The organism is Bradyrhizobium canariense (assembly GCF_019402665.1).
GTDB lineage: Bacteria > Pseudomonadota > Alphaproteobacteria > Rhizobiales > Xanthobacteraceae > Bradyrhizobium > Bradyrhizobium canariense.
In genome coordinates, this window is sequence record NZ_VSST01000051.1 from 1 (window position 1) to 18,625 (window position 18,625).

General features: G+C 60.2%; 22 protein-coding genes and 1 pseudogene. 9 read left to right on the plus strand and 14 right to left on the minus strand.

The window, feature by feature from the left end; genetic code table 11:
• The first annotated feature begins 331 nt into the window (after window positions 1-331).
• The 6 genes from FXB41_RS26760 to FXB41_RS26785 all read left to right on the plus strand — a co-directional run bounded on the left by FXB41_RS26760 (window position 332) and on the right by FXB41_RS26785 (window position 4,975).
• Window positions 332-562 carry a helix-turn-helix transcriptional regulator gene (locus tag FXB41_RS26760; RefSeq protein ID WP_219683865.1) on the plus strand — a complete coding sequence of 77 codons (231 nt, stop codon included), beginning with the start codon at window positions 332-334 and terminating at the stop codon, window positions 560-562.
• A gap of 59 nt (window positions 563-621) precedes the next feature.
• Complete coding sequence (locus FXB41_RS26765; RefSeq protein ID WP_219683866.1) at window positions 622-3,369, plus strand: DNA-primase RepB domain-containing protein; 2,748 nt, start codon at window positions 622-624, stop codon at window positions 3,367-3,369.
• A 469-nt stretch (window positions 3,370-3,838) separates the two neighbouring features.
• Complete coding sequence (locus FXB41_RS26770; RefSeq protein WP_246649222.1) at window positions 3,839-4,075, plus strand: hypothetical protein; 237 nt, start codon at window positions 3,839-3,841, stop codon at window positions 4,073-4,075.
• Between the two features lie 61 nt (window positions 4,076-4,136).
• Window positions 4,137-4,403, plus strand: a complete 267-nt coding sequence (locus FXB41_RS26775) for a hypothetical protein (protein ID WP_219683867.1) — start codon at window positions 4,137-4,139, stop codon at window positions 4,401-4,403.
• Entirely contained in the window at window positions 4,404-4,748 is a 345-nt protein-coding gene (locus FXB41_RS26780) for a hypothetical protein (protein WP_219683868.1), read from the plus strand.
• Entirely contained in the window at window positions 4,745-4,975 is a 231-nt protein-coding gene (locus FXB41_RS26785) for a hypothetical protein (protein WP_219683869.1), read from the plus strand. Before FXB41_RS26780 ends, FXB41_RS26785 begins: the two co-directional genes overlap by 4 nt.
• Window positions 4,976-5,070: 95 nt before the next feature.
• Here the strand turns inward: FXB41_RS26785 and FXB41_RS26790 are convergent, their stop codons facing one another.
• Window positions 5,071-5,307: a hypothetical protein gene (locus tag FXB41_RS26790; protein WP_219683870.1), complete on the minus strand. Its 237-nt coding sequence runs from the start codon at window positions 5,305-5,307 to the stop codon at window positions 5,071-5,073.
• Between the two features lie 168 nt (window positions 5,308-5,475).
• Between FXB41_RS26790 and FXB41_RS26795 the strand changes: the two genes are divergently transcribed.
• A complete protein-coding gene (locus FXB41_RS26795; RefSeq protein WP_219683871.1) occupies window positions 5,476-5,730 on the plus strand; it encodes a hypothetical protein in 255 nt (84 codons plus the stop codon).
• Window positions 5,731-6,105: 375 nt separating this feature from the next.
• On the opposite strand, the gene FXB41_RS26800 is transcribed toward FXB41_RS26795, so the two are convergent.
• Window positions 6,106-6,648: an ATP-dependent DNA ligase gene (locus FXB41_RS26800; protein WP_219683872.1), complete on the minus strand. Its 543-nt coding sequence runs from the start codon at window positions 6,646-6,648 to the stop codon at window positions 6,106-6,108.
• A gap of 346 nt (window positions 6,649-6,994) precedes the next feature.
• Here FXB41_RS26800 and FXB41_RS26805 point away from each other — a divergent pair, with 346 nt between their 5' ends.
• Window positions 6,995-7,228 carry a hypothetical protein gene (locus FXB41_RS26805; protein WP_219683873.1) on the plus strand — a complete coding sequence of 78 codons (234 nt, stop codon included), beginning with the start codon at window positions 6,995-6,997 and terminating at the stop codon, window positions 7,226-7,228.
• Window positions 7,229-7,458: 230 nt separating this feature from the next.
• Here FXB41_RS26805 and FXB41_RS26810 read toward each other — a convergent pair whose 3' ends face one another.
• The 5 genes from FXB41_RS26810 to FXB41_RS26830 form a co-directional block, all read right to left on the minus strand.
• A complete protein-coding gene (locus FXB41_RS26810) occupies window positions 7,459-7,785 on the minus strand; it encodes a nuclear transport factor 2 family protein (protein WP_219683874.1) in 327 nt (108 codons plus the stop codon).
• Window positions 7,786-8,501: 716 nt separating this feature from the next.
• The gene (locus tag FXB41_RS42035; RefSeq protein WP_376707512.1) at window positions 8,502-8,882 is read right to left on the minus strand and encodes a PilZ domain-containing protein; all 381 of its coding nucleotides are present in this window, start codon (window positions 8,880-8,882) and stop codon (window positions 8,502-8,504) included.
• A 26-nt stretch (window positions 8,883-8,908) separates the two neighbouring features.
• A complete protein-coding gene (locus FXB41_RS26820; RefSeq protein WP_157158672.1) occupies window positions 8,909-9,112 on the minus strand; it encodes a hypothetical protein in 204 nt (67 codons plus the stop codon).
• Window positions 9,113-9,124: 12 nt separating this feature from the next.
• The gene (locus FXB41_RS26825) at window positions 9,125-9,523 is read right to left on the minus strand and encodes a response regulator transcription factor (protein WP_219683890.1); all 399 of its coding nucleotides are present in this window, start codon (window positions 9,521-9,523) and stop codon (window positions 9,125-9,127) included.
• An 871-nt stretch (window positions 9,524-10,394) separates the two neighbouring features.
• Window positions 10,395-10,610: a Myb-like DNA-binding domain-containing protein gene (locus tag FXB41_RS26830; protein WP_219683876.1), complete on the minus strand. Its 216-nt coding sequence runs from the start codon at window positions 10,608-10,610 to the stop codon at window positions 10,395-10,397.
• 307 nt (window positions 10,611-10,917) lie between these two features.
• On the opposite strand from FXB41_RS26830, the gene FXB41_RS41020 reads away from it, so the two are divergent.
• Complete coding sequence (locus tag FXB41_RS41020; RefSeq protein ID WP_246649223.1) at window positions 10,918-11,154, plus strand: PilZ domain-containing protein; 237 nt, start codon at window positions 10,918-10,920, stop codon at window positions 11,152-11,154.
• 90 nt (window positions 11,155-11,244) lie between these two features.
• Here the strand turns inward: FXB41_RS41020 and FXB41_RS26835 are convergent.
• From FXB41_RS26835 to FXB41_RS26865, 7 genes and pseudogenes are all read right to left on the minus strand, one after another.
• Window positions 11,245-11,436: pseudogene (locus FXB41_RS26835) on the minus strand (hypothetical protein); the annotation flags it as partial.
• Window positions 11,437-11,726: 290 nt separating this feature from the next.
• A complete protein-coding gene (locus FXB41_RS26840; protein ID WP_219683877.1) occupies window positions 11,727-12,566 on the minus strand; it encodes an NYN domain-containing protein in 840 nt (279 codons plus the stop codon).
• Window positions 12,567-12,633: 67 nt separating this feature from the next.
• Entirely contained in the window at window positions 12,634-13,749 is a 1,116-nt protein-coding gene (locus FXB41_RS26845) for a hypothetical protein (protein WP_219683878.1), read from the minus strand.
• Between the two features lie 168 nt (window positions 13,750-13,917).
• A complete protein-coding gene (locus tag FXB41_RS26850) occupies window positions 13,918-14,556 on the minus strand; it encodes a hypothetical protein (protein WP_219683879.1) in 639 nt (212 codons plus the stop codon).
• A gap of 72 nt (window positions 14,557-14,628) precedes the next feature.
• On the minus strand, window positions 14,629-14,979 hold the full coding sequence (locus tag FXB41_RS26855; RefSeq protein WP_219683880.1) for a hypothetical protein: 351 nt from the start codon (window positions 14,977-14,979) through the stop codon (window positions 14,629-14,631).
• Between the two features lie 90 nt (window positions 14,980-15,069).
• Entirely contained in the window at window positions 15,070-15,498 is a 429-nt protein-coding gene (locus tag FXB41_RS26860) for a GlcG/HbpS family heme-binding protein (protein ID WP_219683881.1), read from the minus strand.
• A complete protein-coding gene (locus FXB41_RS26865) occupies window positions 15,491-18,502 on the minus strand; it encodes an FAD-binding and (Fe-S)-binding domain-containing protein (RefSeq protein WP_219683882.1) in 3,012 nt (1,003 codons plus the stop codon). Before FXB41_RS26865 ends, FXB41_RS26860 begins: the two co-directional genes overlap by 8 nt.
• Window positions 18,503-18,625 lie beyond the last annotated feature (123 nt).

The window sequence follows — 18,625 nt, forward strand, 5'->3', positions numbered from 1 at the left end:
GAAAGGGAATCCACAAACGAAAATTGCAAGGTTTGGGGGCCTCAAGCCCCCAATCCCTGCAATCTCAAATGCCGCCGCAACCGGAAAACTGACTCCTGCTCAATCGCTTAGAGCCTTGTTCACGGACGACTAATTACTTCAGTCACGATGTGTTTCGGATGTTGTTGATTGGGGGGCGGAATCGAGCGGCAAGCGGCCGCCGCCGCACGATAGGTTTTCGACCGGAATTTGCAATCGTCCTTGTTCACAGGCAGCAAAAACCGTCTATTTAGTTAGCTCCATCGCGCGCGTTGTCTATTGCAGGCGCGCCTCGTCTAGAACAGGAGCTGACATGCGCAATCCCAAACTCTTGCCGTTCTTCGATCTCCACGACCACGGCGTCCTGCTTGGTCGTCGGCAGATCGATCGTCTCGAAGCCGAGGGCAAGTTTCCGAAACGCGTTCCGATCGGCGCCAACCGGGTGGGCTGGGTTGCCACCGAGATTGATGACTGGGTGAATGCCGCGATTGCACGGCGCGTGCGAACGATCGCGGTGCAGGAGTTGGCCGAGCGCGTCGCCTAGTCGCAGAAAAGGCGGCCCGCCAGCCGCCTCTGCATCCTCTTCTCATCGGATTTTCTCAGATGTCCCTCACGGATGCCAGCGCGCCGACATGCGCGCAAGCCAGCGGCACGGACTTGAAGGCCAACGGCACGGTCGACTTCCTGAAGGCACTCCTCGCCCACACCAGCGGCAACGCCTACATCTGTTCGTTCACCAACGAGCGCGAGCTGGGCGCCGAGCGCCACATCCACACCCGCAACTTCGGTGACGTCGCCGGCTTCATGGACAAGTGGGACCGCACCGGGCGCGGCATGTTCGTCTGCGTCTCGACGCAGAAGGACGGCACCGAGAAGCGCAACAAGGAGAACTGCAAAGAGACCAACGCAGCGCACTGCGACATCGACTTCAAGGGCGTCGATCTGCTCGGTGAGGAGGATGCGCGCGGCTTTGTGCTGAAGCAGCTCGCGCGGCTGAAGTATCAGCCGAGCGCGATCATCTTCTCCGGCAACGGCGTGCATCTGTACTACTTCTTCAAGGAGCCGATCGACACCCAGGAGCACATGGCGCGCATCGAAGCGCTGTATGGTCAGCTCGCCGACGTGGTTGCCGGTGATCCGGCCGTCTGCGAGGTCGCGCGCGTAATGCGTCTGCCCGGCACCCATAATACCAAGAACGGCGAGAATACGCCGGTCGAGATCATCGAGCTGCACCCGGATCGTCGCTACGATCTGGAAGAGCTGGAGGAATGGCTGAGCGAGCAATCGCCGGTCATGCTGCGCAAGAGCCGCGAGTTCGCGGTGCCGGCGGGTGTCAGCGCCGCCAATGATTTCGACTTCTTTGAGGAATATGGAAAGAAGCACGGCCTCAAGCCGCCGATCGATGTGCAGCAGCGCCTCGAACAGATGATCTATATGGGCAGTGGCGAGAGCTCGATCCACCAGACCCAATTGCAATGCACCGCCGCGATGCTCAATCAGGGTGTGCCGAAGGACGACGTTGTCGCCACGATCATGGCCTATACCCATCGTGCGGCCGGCGACTATGGCAAGCGCTGGAACTGGCGCATCGAGGAACGCAACACCGTCAAGATGTGCGACGACTGGATCAAGAAACATCCGCCGGAGAAAAAGAAGGTCGAGCGCGTTGAACGCAACGCCGTCGAGCTGAAGGCGATCACTGGCGGCGCCGGCAAGATCGAGGTCGAGCAGCGGGCCATCGGCACCGATGCGAGCGGCACCAGCAATGTCATCAAGATGCCGGTGACCACGCCCGTGCCACCGAAGCGCGCCGAGCTGCATATTGCGGTTGGCAAGGCGGTGATCGCCCATTTTGAAAGTGAAGGCGAAGAGCTGATCAACAACGATGACGGCTCATGGTTCTACAGTGGTGGTGTCTGGGAGCTGCGCACCGGAGCCAAATGGCTCGACGTGCGGATCGAGCACAATTTCAAGCAGCTCGGCTACAAGACCGGCACCAAGCTGATCAATGAGACCCGCAACTGGATTTTGCGCCAGCCCGAGCTGTGGCGCGAGGGCGAACTGCCTTGGGACCAGCACGGCAAAATCCCGACGCGATCCGGTCTCGTCGACCCGCGCACGGGCGAGTTGGAGATCGCGCGGCCGGATCACTACTGCACGTGGCGCGTCGAGGTCCAGTATGATCCCGAGGCCAAGTGCCCGTGGTGGGAAACCATGATCGCCGACATGTTCGGCGACCGTGACAGCGTCGAGCAGCGCGCCCTGGTCGGCGTGGTCCAGGAGCTGATGGGCGCCGCGCTGATCGACAAGAAGGCACGCGGCCTCCGCAAAGCCTGCGTGTTCTGGGGCAATGAGAACCGCGCCAAATCCGGCGTGCTCGATGTCACGGCCGGGCTGTTCGGCGACCGGCTGATCACGGCGGCCTTGGGCACGGTCGATGGAACGCACGGGCTGATGCCGTTCGTCCGGCGCGCGCCATGGGTGCTCCATGAGGCGTTCGGGCCGCAATGGCACATGTCGGCCACGGTCAAGGCCATCGTCACGGGCGAGCCGGTGCAGATCAACATCAAGAACGGTCCTTTGATCACGCAGACCATCCGGTCGCCGATCTTCTGGGCAACCAACTTCCCGCCGCAGTTCAAGGAGGCAACGCGCGCCATCGTCGAGCGCATGATCGTCATCGAGGTGACCCGGAAGTTCGATGTGGCCAAGCCCATCGGCACGGCGGCCGAAGCGATCCGGCGCGGTTTCGACAAGCCCGGCGAATTCATCATCGCCACCGAGCTGCCCGGCGTTCTCAGTTGGGCCGTGGCGGGCCTGCGGCGGGCGCTGGAGAGGGGTTCGATCGCGAGCACGGAGAGCATCGCCGAAACCGCCAAGGCGATCCACCAAGATAGTAACCTCGTGGCCGGCTTCTTGGAGGACTGTGTCGAGTTCGATCCCATGGCCCGCATCAAGGTCACCGACTTCTGTCTGGCGCATTCGGCGTGGTGGATGGAGCTGAAGGGCGAGGACCGCCGCCTGCCGACCAATGAGGCGATCGGCAAGGCGCTGCGCGCGATCGGCGACGCGCGCGTCTGCACGGACAGGGGCGACATGCGTGACGCCACTGGCCGCTACTACGGCGGCATCGCGCTCAATCGGGCCGGGCTCCAGTTTCACAAGCGAGCGTTCGAGAGCCGGCTGTTCGAGGGCAAGGTCGGTAACGCCACCGATCCCGGCCGCGAGGTCAACAGCCTGATCCCGCCGTCCTGGGACGCCCGCGAGAGCGTGACCAAGATGCGCAAACATCACGCCGATCGGGTCACGAATGACCAGAATGACGATGTTGATGAAGTTCCGGGTCAGTGACCAGTGACCGAGAAAGTGCCGACGAGGCGCGACGTGTCATTGAGGCGGTCACTGACTCAAGTTGTTGGCTGCATTCGTTTTTCGAGCAGTAGTGACCGTAGTGACCAGTTTTAATCCTCTTGGTTGGAGAAATGAGAAAATGAACGGAGGGAAGGCAAAAGGCAGGGAGAAAGTAGGGTTAGAGAGAAAGGGCGTTTTTCGGGTCAGGTCAGGTCATCGGTCATCGGGACGGCGTCGGGGGGTCGCTGTCGTGGGCTGCGTCTCAGCGGCTGGAGCGATGGCTCTCCGCGAGATCAGCGAACAGTGGAGGCAGTCTGCATCATGACGCAGGTCACTGACCGACCCGGGGGGGCATGCCGGAATCCAACGCCCCGGGGCGTCGGACCGCACCGGCTGGTCCGTATGCGATGGGATCAAATTCCTAGAAAGGGGGTTGCCCTTTGGCGGCATTTGGCGCGGGAGGTTCAGCGTGAAAACGAAGGCGAAGGCGCACCTTGCACCGACGGCCGCCGCCCAGCGCATGCGGGAGCACCGGGCGCGCCAGGCGATCGGCGCTACGCGAATTGCGCTCGATCTCGACGGGGACGACAAGGACTGGCTTCGCGGCCAGGGCACGCTGCGTGAATGGGACGAGGAAGATGCACGAGCACTCGCACAAGCTTTGAAGCTGGCACTGCAGAAACTGCGTCATAAAGTTACAGCGTAACGAAGGTTGAGATCGCGATCTGCTATTTGAAAGTCGACTTCGAAATGAAGAGGGGACGACAATGGTCATCAGGCTAACAGCGCGTGAGCTGGAAACTGGCCGCCGTTTGGTTGCCCGCAAGATGGCGCGTTCGGTGGTTCGCATTTTGCCGGAAGCCAATGATCTGGTTGCAATCAATCGGATAACCAAACAAATCCGCGAGATGCTCTGGCACCGCGATGATGCTGACAGCATGCGCGCGTGTCGCGCGCTGGTCCGCGAGCAAGCCCGGCTGTCGCTTGCTTATGAGCGACGCCATGGGAAAGCACCCGACATCAAGCACGTGTAAATGACGAACGTCCCAACTCCCGAAGAGCGCCGTGCGATCGAAGCGAAGGTTTCGCCCCAGCGACGAGCCGAGATCGAAGGCCTCGTCAAATCGCTGGCACCAGTGATCGGCGATTTCGTGCTGGCAGCAATCACGCCGCTGAAAGAGCGGATCAAGGAACTCGAGTCGCGACCGACACTGCGGTACTTGGGCATTTGGGATGCGTCGCGGACATATCCGCCGGGGACCTTCATCACGCACGGGGGAAGTGTCTGGCATTCCGACCTTGACTCGACTGGGGTCCGGCCTGGTGAAGGCGGAAACAGAATTTGGAAACTGGCAGTTAAGCGCGGAGGCTCGAAATGACGTTCGAAGAGGCACAGCAATTGTTTATCGATCGTCGGAACGAGGCATTGGTCAAGCATGGAAATTACCTGCTGCTCGACAAAGGCATGAGCGTTGATGATGCGGCATTTCGCAAATCGATGCTGCGCTACGCCGGTGATCTCGAAGAGTGGCGCATGTGGGCAACGCAGGAAGTCGCCATCCGCGCGTTCGGTGCGACGACGGCGCAATCGACGGAACGACACTAGATGCATCCCTCGCACGTCGTCAGGACCGGCAGCAAAAGCACCGAATGGATGGCGACGGTGGCGGCGGCGTCATCGGTTGTTGCGGCGGCTCTGACTCAGTGGCTTGTCCGGATAGCCAAATGGGATCGGGCTTTTGCTTGCTGTTCGCGGACAGCAACGGCGAAAACACGCAGCCCTGGCACGGAAAGTTGGTTGTTATCGTCTACAAAGCCACGGCGTCGAAGACCCTCAACAACCACCGGATCATCGTATCGCGTTGAGCCGCCGCCGAACAACTTGATCAGCAGCCTTTGTTCAAACCTATCCAAGTCGTCCCAGTTCGCATCGGCCATAGTAGTCCGCCCTGTCCGTTGGGCTATCCACGCTGCGCGCGAGTCAATGCTTAGTAACGGGACGTGATTCGGGCGGCTTGGTGGCGGGGGCATCGTTTGTCCATTGGTCAAGGACGCACCGACCGCATGGGGAGGCCAGGTAGTCCAGAACGGCCTGATTGGACCCAGATGTTCGACTCTGCCGAGGACTGGAGCACGACGGCCGGGTATTGGTCTGCAATTATCGGCGAAATGCGCGATGCCGGGACTCTTGCCGCTGTAAACGGCCACAGCGTTGAACGGTTGGTCATGGCGCAAGTGGTCGGGGATCGGGCGACAGCGGCCGTTGCGCGCGAAGGCGCGATTCGTCGGATCAAGGGCACCGTCCGCAAGAGCCCCGCTTGGATCGTCGCGCGGCGCATCCGAACTGTGCTCCAGCCTTGAAGCCGAGCTTGGCCTATCGCCTGTGAAACGCAGTCGCGTCGGCAAGGTCGCTCGCGTGCGACGGGCGATGGTGAAGTTCACTCCCTTCAGGTAGGTGGCTGCCGTCCGCGTTGGATGAATCTCTTGACCGCAGCAATGGTGCGAGCGAACTGTCGTGGCCAGAGCGACCTACGTGGCGGAGTGACTATGAGAACGTAGAGCAGGTTCAGCAGCAGCCAGCAGCCGACCGCGATAAATATGTATTTCATACAAAAATCCCGGAACACCCGGCGACGACGGCAAAGTCCAAAGCACAAACTTGCGGAGCAGCTTTCTTATGATCGCCCGGCAGTCGGTGATGTAAAAAACGGGAACGAAACCATACAGCGAACTGCGTTACGGCGTCGCTCGAAATAAACAGCCAACAGTACTGACAGTTAGTGCAGACCTGCTTTGAACCTGTCTGGTCATCGGGGTACAGCGGAAGTTGGTTGACCCTCGACCAGTGGGGTCAGATTGACCTAAGAAGACACCTTCAGGACGCCGCGCCAGCAGACGTTCCAAATTTGTCTTCCGCATCGACAGGGGAAGCATGCGCAGGTCGTCACCGCCCTCGGCGAGAATATCGAAGGCGCAGAACTGCACCTCGTGGTCATACCTGCGGGAGTGGAGAGCGTTGAAATCGGAGACGCCATCGACGCCAAGCACGACCGCTTCGCCGTCGATCACGAAGCGCCTCTGCTTGATCTTGCGCGCGGCCTCGACGATCCAGGGATAGCGGCTGGTCCAATTGTAGCCGCCCCGCGTGATCAGACGCACGCGGTCGCCCTCGCGCTCGAGGCGGAGGCGATAACCATCGTGTTTCACTTCGTGCAGCCAGTCGGGGCCGTCCGGGACCGCCGTGCCCTTCGTCGGCAGGCAAAACTCAAATGAACGCATCCGGGAAAAATAGGCAGTCTCGGCTGGTTTGGGAGTGGAACCTGCAGGGCCGCCGCCTTAACCTTCGTTCATGTCGCGGAGCTGGAGCGGCGGCTCGTGGGTCAGTGACGTGTACTCACTAGGTCGGCGTGCCAAAGGAAAGCGGAAGTCCCCCACCTTGGGTGATCGGCGGCTTGTGACGCGAAGCGGACTCCAGCGCATCGCGCTGCCCCTGAGGGAGCTGCAGGAAGTCGGCAGCCGGACGAAACTTATGGTCAAGCTTCGTGACTGAGCTTATTAACATAGTTTAATTGATTTAATTGGATTTAAGGTATTTAATCTCCCCCACCAGCCCCGGAGACAACCCATGCCTGATCAGGACGATGATCGCCGCGAATTTCTGAAGACCTGCGGAAAGTTCGCCGCCGTGACACCTCCAGCGATGACGCTGCTGCTCTCGACCTCCCTCACGTCCAATGCAATTGCGCAATCCGGCGCGAGCGCGGTCCACCATCATCACCACGAGCACCACGGCAACAATGGCTGGGGCAATGGCGGCGGAGATGGCAGCCCCAACGGCAAGGACGACAGAGACCGCTAACATTTCTCGACCGGAAAGCAGCGGGAACGGCTCGCCGGTAACAAGTTTTCCTAATGCCCATCTCCAAGTGCGCAATACAGTCGGGCCCCAGCTCTTCCCCATTGCCCCCCGGAGCTGGGGCTCACTTTTGTGCATTTATGTGTCCAAGCCGCGATGGTCGCGCGACGGAGGATGGGGACCGGTGCGAAACCAACTGCTAGTCCTCGTTGTCGCCGAGTGCTGGAACGAGCTTAGTTTGCAGGCGCGCACGTGTGCGACGATACCTGACCAGCGGCGTTGAACCTCAAAACCGCGCTGACCACGCTTTCGCGCACCACGTAAGAGATCACCGCTCCGTTGCCTGACTGCTGAAGGTTGTCGAGCTGCGACGCGGGATATCCGATCAACCGATCGACCCAGTAAGCGCGACGACCTTCCCGGCCGGCGACGGTCTTCGTGCCGGCGCAGCCGCAGACGATGACGGCATCTTCAGCGTACATTGCCAAGATCGTTTCGATATCGCCCGCGCGGTAAGCATCGAGCCAGTCGATGGCGGCGGCTAGCGGGTCAAAGGACATACAAGCATCTCCAGCAAAAGGCCAAGCGACGGCCGGGAATCTAGGCTCTCCGTCCATCCTTTCTTTGAGTGTTGATGCCCCACTAAGGGAGGTCCATATGCCGAAGGCCATAGGCAGACGTGCTCAATCTAGGAACGAAAAACGGGGCCGCGAGTTTAGGTCTCGTTTTTGGGGGGATCGATGCTCAGGTCCGAGGAATACCGGCAGATCGCCGAACATTACCGAGAACGCGCCCACGGCGAGAAATCGACGCGCTTGGCCAATGTCCTTCTTAGTGTCTCCAATGCTTATCTAGCGCTGGCGAGCCAACTCGACCTCCTTGCATTGGTTGAGCGCCAGGAGAGCGCGAGGACCGCCGCTGGCGACACTTTAAAGGCCTAAACGCTTCCCTAAAGGGAGTGAACTTCACCCGTCCTTGCGCAGTGAGACTTGAGCTGCCCATTTGGCATTCCCGTTTGTGGCCCCAAGGCGAAGTGGTCTAATCGACCGTTGAGGTCCGCTGTTAGTTGCAGATCGGACCTGCCGCTCTGAAGAACCGCACTCACCCGGCGATGGAGCGCGAGGCCGACCTGTGCAGCTCAAGCCAGGTCCGGTGTCCGGGTTAGACCGGACCCGGCGCCGAGCGGGCGTTGCCCCTCAGGAGGCCGCAGGCCAGCACACTGGTTGCTCTGCCGAAAGTGCTGCTCAGGCGGGGGCCGCGCCAAGGTCGCATCACATCACAAGGGGACACATGTGTGTTTCCCGCCTTGGAATCTTACGCCATACAGATGCTCGTCTCTCCAAACAACTTGGCACCTCAGAGTACTCTTGAACCCGTCAACCGACAGGTCAAGCTCATCGGCGACAATGCGGACCGGAGAGCTAAGGCAGGCTCCTTCTTCGCTGAGATTTCTCACAACACATGGATGAACTCCACCAATGTCGCGAAAGCGTAGCAGCGCGGGTTGATTAACTGTAAGCCGCTTTGAGGCACGACGTTCTAACATCGGGATACTTCCCCGAGGGCCGTTCATTTTTTTCCTTCCGTCCTGATTTCGAGTGGCTTCCTGGGGTGACTGCGTTGTACTCGGCAAGCCGTCGCCGGTTCGTAACGGCATGTACGGAATGGCAGTCGGGGATGATGTTAAAGGCTCAGATAATAAGCGCTGGCGCTATCGTTCCGACTCACAACCACCCATGTATTTTCTCTCAAATGGGGTCGGCTACTTGCTACTTCTTCAGCAAGTCTTTGAGCCGCACGGAAGGCATCTATTTCATGCTCAAAGACGAGGCCGCCGGGATCATTGACGTTTTCTGTGCCGCAAAGGCCGAAGAAGAATCGCGCCATCTGAGCACCAAGCTAGCCGGAGGGTGCGTCTGGTGCGTTGGGACTCAAGCAGCCGTTGAGCAGGTGGGAAACTGCCGTCACAAGCTGCACGGGCGCGAACGGTTTCCGAAGCATTATGCTGTTTGGAACGCCCTGTACCCGCCATTCGTCAGCGGCCACCCCGGACATATAGACGACGGGGAAGCTCGGATCGACCTCTCGTGCTGCGCGCGCTACCTCCCAGCCGTTGAACCTTCCCAGCAGATTGATGTCAGTCACGAGGCCACGGTATGTAGCGACGCCCCCTTTAAGGAGGGTCACGGCTTCCTCGCCGGTACTTGCGACAGCGGTCTCGAAGCCGCCCTCGTTCAGCGCATCCTCAACAAGGCTCTGGATCGCGTCGTCATCCTCGATGACAAGGATGGATGGCATTTCCGTCAAGGCTTCCCCCAGTACTCATACTTTCGCTGGATGTTACAAAGTGCACAGACGCAAAAGGTTCCATGAACCGGGAAAATTTGGCATGCGAGATGTTTGGCAGGTGCGATGTCTGTCGGATTAAGCTGGAGATTTCGTTGCCTTAGACTTTGGCGAAGGAAGCTGACCTCCAATTCCTCGCCATTCACTCGGTCAAGCTGGCACCGGCGATAGGCAAGTCGCGTCGAGGAGAGCAGAAGAAAGGACTCCTTCAAGGCTAGCCCCTCAATTGTCGCTTCAACTTGAAGGGTAGCACCCACTTCAGACACATCTTTGAGGCTACACGAACGACGCCAGGTGCCATTGATCGGCATCATTTGCGCTGGCAAGCGGTGCTCAAAGGTGACCCGTCGGCTTTCGACGCATGGGCAACTGAACCGTTGCCTTGCACGGTAGTGAGAAGCAACTAAGAACTCGTAACCACGTTCGGGAAAATTCGGCAAGTTGGTTCTAAGGCGAGTCTAGGCGAGAGAAACCAAAAAGCATACCGTTTACGCGGCAAGCTCATCTTCATCTTTGGACTGCCATGCAATGGGGAACTCGCGGCGTCCCCTCTGCCGAATCTGACCCGGCGAAGGCGCGGGCCATGCATATCCTGGCCCTTGAATATTTCGACAAGGCGCACAAGGCGAGCACTGAAGCGATACCACCGGCAGCGGAGCCCGCTATCCCGCCCGACCTCATCCAGAGGCAGTAGCAAAACGGCCTCGCGCCTATCGCCAGAATGAATGCTCGATCTCGCGCAGCATCGCGAGGGCTCGGTCAGTATAGCGCCCTTGGGACAACTGCTGGTCCGCGAGACTGGCCGCCGCCAGCACGAGAGCAGCTATAACGACGCCCTTGATCCTGGGCTCTTCCGCCTTTGCGTCACCAGTCGCAGCAGAATGTTGTGCAGGTTGGCCCGGCCTCGCACGGCCGGTTCTGTCCTGCCGAGCGCGCGCGCGATCTCAGCGGGTCGGCGCCCAGCCGCCGCCATCGCCAGCAGTTGCTGATGCTCCTCCGGCGTCCACCTTCGCACCAACGGTAACCGTGACTGCGCCATCGCTCCGGGCCGCCCCTAACCTGTCAATACCGTCCCACCATCTTGACCCACAGTACGCTGAGTCGCGCCTTCGCAAATGGGATCGGAACAACTGTATACTTGAGTATACTTTGGCACCTGGTGACTTGCTCCGTGACGAGGCGGCGCCAGTGAACCGAGTGGGTTGCGCAAAGACATCCGGTCATTGGAGTGGGCTCGCCGGGCCGGCATCAAGTAAACGATTTCTCTATTTTGCCCGCGAATTGTGCCCCGACTTTCCGCGACAGCTTTATCGATCTGTAAGAAAAGCTGGCTTAAACCCGTCCCCATGGAAAAGCGAACCGCACGCCGTCAACGTGTATTTAAGTCGGCAATCATCGAGTTTCCCGGAGGCGCCTTCAGTTGCGACGTCCGAAACTTCTCCGATGCGGGCGCCCATCTGGACGTGCCCGGCGCAGCTGGCATTCCGCACGAGTTCACACTGGTCATTCCGAGTGCGCAGTCGCAGCTTTCCTGTCGAGCGGTGTGGCGCTCGGAGCGACGGATCGGGGTTGCGTTTTCCTGATGATCACGCTGGTGCTCACACGGCCATGGCCGTGGAGCACATCGACTCTGTGGTCTGGCCGTCTTTGACCGCTCCGGTATAACGTGCCATCCGCTCTTTGGTGACCCGCAGGCTGCGGACGTAATACCCTTGTGCCTGAACGGCTGACTTGATTTCGTCGCTGACCTTGAGAACTCGTTTCCTGCTCTTGCGCCACTTATGTGCGGAGTAAAGCACGGGTACGCCAGAGCCTGTATTTAGAACGAGCAAGTCGCGCTTGTCATTGCGATAGACATCAAACATCTTTCGCCCCCGCTGATCATATTGAACTAAGAATGAAATATATTTTTGGTCGTCTCAATGGACGAGCTTAGTATCTCGAATGGCTGTGCGGGTTGTAAATCTGCAACGCCCGCGACTTTTACTCGCGGCGTTCCGGATTTGGAAGGAGCTGTTGCAAGTCGCGGACCGTCGCGTGGGAGCGCTAGGCCCGAGCTTCAGCCAGCTATGCGGTGGACGGCATGAGACTAGCGGCCTTCAGGTGTCAGCCAGTCCCTTCAGGAACACCGAGCCCGCTGGCCTGGTGAACAAACTCATGACCCCGGAAATTCGAGGCCAAAGACATCGAAAGCAAAATTCTTCAGCGTGGTGAGATCGGAGTGAGTCCAGTATGTGAAATAGCCGGGGTTGGGATTGGCGGTGGCCAAGACGTAAGCTCTGTCTGGGCAGGAAAATAATCTGATGTCGCCATCCTCGCTACTAAACGCATGAAGGATTTGGCCGATGTCACCGCGCGACGGCTCCCCGCTTCCTGATGGAAGAGAAAAGAGAGCCTTACTTTTTGCCCGCAATGCAGGATGAATCGCACGTACGTCAAGCTGGCGACGCTGGTCTGCAGCGGAAACCAATTGTTTGTTTGTCTTGTTTGGCGGATACCAGAGCGTGACGAACATCCCCTCTTGTACCAACGCGTCAAGCAACGGTTTAAAGTCGAGATCGCCGGTAAGTAGTGTGGCTTGCTGCATGTTTCGCCGGAAAGAATGCGTTAGCATGTCAACGGCGATCATTACGTCAACTTTTTTCTGCTCTTGTTTGCGCAGACTAGGGCTTTTTCGAGTATCGCCTTCGTACACATGAAAGCGGTCAAGTGATCCGAGTTGATCGTGAAAAGCAATAGCTGCGTCTCGCCTGACGCCGAACTGCTCCTCGCTTTCGTTGCCACGCCTGCTAGGGAGAGCGTCATAGTAGAAGACTTTGTCGTAACCGCCCGTGAGGAGATCGTAGTCAACGTGCAAAGTGTTGCGCGGCACGTAGCGCTTTTCAATTTCGGCGATAGTTGTCGTAAGACACGCTCCGTCAATAAAAAGGTATTTTGTCACGGGTTCAATGACCTTTCTGGTCGAACTGATTGCGCCTAAACGTCCAAAACTCATCTGCAGGCTCTTTCACCGCGCATCGCGGATGCGCAAAAAGGCACTGGGGCGGCTGCCCCGGTTACATTCACTGTCGAGACCACGTCGTATCGAACTCCCTGAACAACTCTTTGCAATCCCAGCGGCTGTCGATTTGAACGTGCCAACTACCTCCGCGCGGGGCGAGCATTTCGCGAATTTGGCTTTCGATCTCGATAACCGCTGAAGCGGAGCGCTGAACCGCAGTTGCGTAGATGCGGACATCGCCGCCCCTGGCCGGAAGCGCCGCACGCAACAGTTTCATATTTTGCGCGTGGAAGTGACAACCCAGAAAAACGATTCGCTCTGCGTTGGACACTTTGTCCGCCAGCTTTGTCAAAAGCTCCGCGTCAGAAATCTCTTCGTTGAATGTTGTGATGCGGCTCCAGAGCGGGACCAAGTCACGCGCGTCCGGCTTCCGGCCAAATGCCAGGCCGTGGCCTCTATTCTGCCAAGGCAATTTGGCGACCTGTCCGTACACATGGTCTATATCTAGCTTCGCATTTATGATTGAGGCGGCGTCGTTTTCCGGAAGGTGGAAAGCCTGCTGCAGCCCCATAGAAAGGAAATGCTCGAGCGTCCTATCGTAGTTGAATGTGATCACATTGAGCTTGTCGAAAATGCTTTCAAGGTTCTTGCTCCTTATGATGCCGGTTTCCAAAATTGACCAAAGCTGCTGAAACCACGATTGGCGAACTTTGGCTGCGTCACGAAAACTGAGGCCGCGTGGCGAGCGCGGATCGACGTACATGTCGCAACCGTTCTCGCTCTCAAGAATGACCTGCGCGATGGCAAGTTTGCCGCACTGCTGCACAAGCGGTTGGTCTTGATGACGATTCAGATAACCGTCGATCGACGAAGACCAGCCGACTAGTCCTTCAGCGATTTGTCGGCCAGCGTGATAGTAAGGGTTCGGATCGGCGCGGTGGTCAGCTTCCCTAGCGAGCAGTTTTAGTGCCTCCGCCGTAAGATCATTGCCGCTCTTTTTGCGGTATCCGTCTTCGAAGCTGATGTTCACATACTCCGCGATCCGGCGGGCGAGCTTATCGCCCATAGGCATCTGAATATCGAAACCGGCGCCCGCGCCGATTATGAAGAGGGTCCTTCGTCCAAGCATCCGGGCTTCTGCTATGGCGGGTTTGAAAAGTTGATTCGCGATGGCCAAGGGTGACACAATGCAGGGTAGCAACGCGAGCAAGGGGAGGCTTGTCCCGGTTATTCACAGGGCTATTTGGACTGCATCCTCGGCCGCGCCCGGCTGCTCGATCTCGATCTTCTCCGACCGGCGGCAGTAGAAAGCGATGCGGATCATGCCTGTGACGCGGCGCACGTATCAGGGCGTTTGTTTGAATGCCTCGAAAGAAACCCGCGTCTGCGCCAAGGCTTTCGTCATGCGAGCGCGGTGCTCTTCGGTGAAATGAATATTTGGACGGCTTTGGGTCCTCGTGAGAAATTCGAAGAGGTTTAGCGCAATCGGCATGATGTTCAGCATGTAGTTGAGTTCAATCCCCCAACCAGTCGGATGGAAGTGGGCGAACTGACGTCGCAGGTTGTCGTTCAGTCGTTGAAGGTTCCGATAATCCTCCGCCGACAGCTCGGGCACGGGCCCTTCCATCAGTTCAGGCTTTCCGATCCGCTCAAGTAAAACATTGTAATCGGCCATCATCGTTCGTGGTCGATCCGAGGTAGGGTTGTCCAGCCACACACGGTTCTCTCGTCGAGATTTATCGGTGAGTGCGCCACAGCCGTCTGTGCCGCTGAGTGCGATCACCATCGCGCCCTGTACGGCGTTTTGCATGGCAGTGATAACCCATTTCCACCGCGACGGCCGTTTCTGAAGATCGATAGATTGTGAGGCAACTAGCTCGATGGCGGCTACCGCATCTTCATACTCGTCGAAGTGGATGAACTCGTTTCCTTCTGACGCGTCATCCAGCTCGCCGCCGCCGCAATCGCTTTCATCTTCACTCATCGGTCGTTCCCCATTCGCGCGTCGAAAAACATCGACCGGACATGGCGCCGCAGAGTGAGAGCGACGTCACAGTCAGGTTTCATAGATCGCTGTGTTCATTATGAGCGGGTCTTCCACGGCCTCGATTGCGCGACGCGCAATCGTGAAGATCGCGTCAACATCAGCTTCAGTGAACTGATCGGCGTGCAGTGATGCATCCGTCAGCCAGTCGTCGCGATAAAGGCCAATCTGCTTGGCCTTGTCGAGGGCACCGACGTGGACATTAGACATGAACTGTCCTTCGCGGCTCAGCCTGAAGGCGTCAGCGACGCGATGGACAAGCTCTTCATTATCGAGTTCGCCGCTAAACTCTCGGACCGCATCTACACCTCCCGCAGAACAAAAGCGGAAAGTGTAACCCATGTGTCCGGTACGAACGGTCACCTATGTCTCGGGTCGCTCAACAGGCGATCCTACGCGACGCACTCCATAACGTCTTGTGAAGCGCAGGAGCTCTGCGTGCGTGGAGGATCACTATCCCGCGTTGGCCTTCAACCCCGCAGCCTGGATGCCCGCCACGGCACACGCCTCGTCATTGTCCGAGGTGTCGCCGGAGACGCCGACGGCGCCGAGCAGCGTCGTGCCGTCCATCATCAGCACGCCGCCGGGGACCGGCACCAGCGCGCCCTTGGCCATGGTGTTCATGGCGTCGATGAAATAGGCCTGCTCCTGCGCGCGCTGGAAGAGAGCGCGCGAGCCCATGCCCAATGCGAGCGCGCCATAGGCCTTGCCGTGCGCGATCTCGGCGCGCATCAGGCTGGTGCCGTCCTGCGCCGCGGCGATCTTGAGCACCCCGCGTGCGTCGAGGATGGTGACGACGAGCGGCTTCAGCTTCAACTCGGTGGATTTCGCGAAGGCGGCGTCGAGGATCTTGCGGGCGGTGTCGAGGGTGAGGTCAGCCACGATTGGTTTCCTTTGCAATGGGAGGGGTTGTGGATTGGGTCTTCGCACGATCGAGGCTCATCGCGAGCACGCGCGCGACGTGAAGCGCCTCGCGCTGGGCGCCGTCGTGGATCTGGTGCCGGCAGGAGGTGCCGTCGGCAACGATCAGCGTCGCCTGATCCGCGCGCCGCACGGCGGACAATAGCGACAGCTCGGCCATCTCCATCGAGGCATCGTAGGTGTCCGCGCCATAACCGAAGGCGCCGGCCATGCCGCAGCAGCTTGACTCGATGGTCTCGACCTCAAGGCGAGGGATGAGGCGCAGCACCTGCTCGACCGGCTTGAAGGCGCCGAAGGACTTTTGATGGCAATGGCCGTGCACCAGGGCTTTGTCGGCAAGGGGGCCGAGCGGCAGTTTCAGCCGGCCGGCCTCGGCCTCGCGCACCAGGAATTCCTCGAAGGTCAGCGCGTGGGCGCCAACCGCCTTGGCGTCATCGTCCTTGCGCAGCGAGGCGAGCTCGTCGCGCAAGGTCAAAAGGCAGCTTGGCTCAAGCCCGACGATCGGGACGCCGCGCCCGGCAAAGGGCGCGAATGCGGCGACGAGACGATCGAGTTCGGCTCTGGCTTCGTCGACGAGGCCAGCTGACAGGAACGTGCGGCCGCAGCACAGCGGACGGCTGCCGCTCGCGGGCTTCGGCAGATGCACGCGATAGCCGCCGGCTGCGAGCACGCGCAACGCGGCGTCGAGATTTTCGCGCTCATAGATGCGGTTGAAGGTATCGGCGAACAGCACGACCTCGCGGCCAGTCTCCGGCCCGACCGCTTCGGCAGGCGGCGCGAACACGTCGCTGCGGAAGGCGGGCAGCGCCCGCCGCGCGCTGATGCCGGCAAAGCGCTCGAACAGCTTTCGCAGCAGCGGGCTGCGGTTGCGCAAATTTGCCAGCGCCGCGAAGCGTGAGGCGAGGCCCGCATAGCGCGGGAGATAGGCGACGAGCCGGTCGCGCAAGGTCAGACCGTGCGAGGCCGCGCGTGCGGCCAGCACCTCGATCTTCATCTTGGCCATGTCGACGCCGGTCGGACATTCGTGGCGGCAGGCCTTGCAGGACACGCAGAGCTTCAACGTCTCCATCATCTCGTCGGAGGAGAGTGCGCCCGCGCCAAGCTGGCCGGAGATTGCGAGGCGCAGCGTGTTGGCGCGGCCTCGCGTCACGTCCTTCTCGTTGCGCGTCGTCCGGTAGGACGGACACATCACGCCGCCCTCGAGCTTGCGGCAGGCGCCGTTGTTGTTGCACATCTCGACCGCGCCTTGGAAACCGCCGCCGGCCCCGGGGTAAGCGGACCAGTCGAGTTTTGTCTTGAGCTCAGCGACGCGATAGTCCGGTTTGAAGCGAAACAGCGAGCGGTCGTCCATCCTGGGAGCGTCGACGATCTTGCCGGGATTGAGCACGCCATCGGGATCGAAGCGTTGCTTCACCTCGCGGAAGTCGGCGACGAGGCGCTCGCCGAACATGGTTGCGTGGAATTCGGAGCGCACCAGGCCATCTCCGTGCTCGCCGGAATGCGAGCCCTTGTACTCGCGCACCAGTTCGAAGGCTTCCTCGGCGATGGCCCGCATCGCCTTGACGTCCTTCTCCAGCTTCAAATTCAGCACGGGCCGCACATGCAGGCAGCCTTCGGAGGCGTGAGCATACATGGTGCCGCTGGTGCCGTGCTTGGCAAACACCTCGCCCAGCCGCGCGGTGTAGTCGGCGAGATGCGGCAGCGGCACGGCGCAGTCCTCGACGAAGGAGACGGGCTTTCCTTCCTGCTTCATCGACATCATGACGTTGAGGCCGGCGGCGCGGAAATCGGCGATCCCGCTCTGGAGTGCGGGCTCTGTGATTTCCACCACGCCGCCCCATTTGCGCTTGTCGTTATTCCAGTTGAAGCCGAGATCGCCCATCAGCTCGCCGAGCTGCTTCAGGCGCACGAAATTGTCCGCCTGGTCCTCCTCGGCGAACTCGACCACCAGCACCGCATCCGGATCACCCTTGATCGCGGCGGAGATGATGGGCCGGAACATCGCGATGTCACGGCCGAGCGCGAGCATGGTGCGGTCAACCAGCTCGACCGCGATCGGCTTCAGCTTGACCAGATGCTGAGCCGCGTCCATCGCCTCGTAGAAGCTGCCGAAATGGCAGACGCCGAGGGCCTTGTTGCGGATCACGGGCCAGAGCTTCAGCTCGACCTTGGTGGTGAACGCCAGCGTGCCTTCGGAACCCACCAGCAGATGCGCCATGTTGTTGCGGGCGTTGCGCGGCACCAGCGCATCGAGATTGTAGCCGCCGACACGGCGCTGCACTTTTGGAAAGCGCGCGGCGATCTCCCCGGCCTCGCGGGCGCCGAGATCGAGCATGTCGCGGAATAGGGCACGGGCGCTGCCGTTCGCATCGAGATCGGAGAGATCGCGCGACACCTCGCCGTATTGGCTCAGCGTGCCGTCGGCAAGCGCGGCCTCCATCGACAGCGTGTTGTCGCGCATGGTGCCGTAGCGCAGGCTACGCCCGCCGCAGGAATTGTTGCCCGCCATGCCGCCGATGGTGGCGCGCGAGGCCGTGGAGACGTCGACCGGAAACCAGAGGCCGTGCTTTTTCAGCTGGCGGTTGAGGTCGTCGAGCACGATGCCCGGCTCGACCACGCAGGTGCGCCCTTCGACGTCGAGCGACAGGATCCGGTTCAGGTGCTTCGAGAGATCGACAACGAGGCCGTCATTGACGGTCTGGCCGCATTGCGAGGTGCCGCCGCCGCGCGGGGTCACCTTCAGTCCCTCGTCGCGCGCGATCGCCAGCGCCCGCAAGGCCTCGTCCATGGTGCGCGGCACCACTACGCCAGTGGGCACGATCTGGTAGAAGGAAGCGTCCGTGGCGTAGCGGCCCCGGCTGAAAGCGTCGAACAGGACGTCGCCGGTCACTTCCCGGGCCAGACGGGCCGCGAGGCCGTCCTTTTTGGCCGATTCCTGTGATTTCCCGGGCACTTCCGCCGCCATGGTCCGCTCTTGCCTGTTCGCCGCCCCCGTCTTGCCTTCGGTCACGGCCCTTGGCAAGGCGAGCCCTGCTTCTTGTGCATTGACGGACCCCGCCGGGCGAGGGACAAGCCCGGCGAATAGTGA